The sequence below is a fragment of the Streptococcus sp. 339 genome, from assembly GCF_013277285.1.
Lineage (GTDB): Bacteria > Bacillota > Bacilli > Lactobacillales > Streptococcaceae > Streptococcus > Streptococcus pseudopneumoniae.
Genome location: NZ_VMMR01000045.1, coordinates 1 through 635, shown reverse-complemented (window position 1 = coordinate 635; position 635 = coordinate 1). Strand labels below are relative to the sequence as shown.

1 protein-coding gene is annotated in these 635 nt (G+C 36.9%); it reads left to right on the top strand.

Features of this window, described 5'->3' with window-relative positions; all coding sequences use genetic code 11:
- Positions 1-111: 111 nt before the first annotated feature.
- Positions 112-267 (top strand): hypothetical protein, encoded by a 156-nt coding sequence (locus HT736_RS11735; protein WP_000379812.1) that lies wholly within the window; start codon positions 112-114, stop codon positions 265-267.
- Positions 268-635: the final 368 nt, after the last annotated feature.

The window sequence follows — 635 nt, the reverse complement described above, 5'->3', positions numbered from 1 at the left end:
CTTGAAAAAGAAAGGAACAAATTTATTAAGGGAAGTCCCAACTATTTTTGAATGTTTGGAACGCTTTTTTAAAACTAAATAACTATATAATAAAAAATAAGGGGACACGAAATGGACACCAAAGCTAAAAAGTTCACACTTGCAACGATTTCAGCTCTATCACTTCTTGGGGTAGGAATTGTTACATCACAATCAGTAGCCACTAATGATAGGCTGGTTTCCACTCAAGCAATCAATGGTCAATCCTACAATATCTTAAACTCTTAGGTCACTAGTACTTCTTCTGGTACTACTCTAGTTGGGATTGAAGGGACTTTCTTAACGCCATATAAACAGGCTATCTTAGACCGTATCAATGCCATTCGAAAAGAAACAACAGACGAAGGTCTAGTTACTAGCTATGTTCCTATCAAATGGTCAACTGCACTAGAAAAAACAACCTTCATTCGTGCAGCAGAAGCTTCGATCACCATTAATCACACACGCTTGTCTAGTAAGGACATTTGGAGCGCCTGGTCTTCAGGAAATTTCTCACTAGCAGAAAACTTGGCTTGGAACTATGACGGATTTATGACAGCTATTAATCAATGGTATGAGGAAAAAGCCGATTATGTTAATACTAAACTAAAATAAAA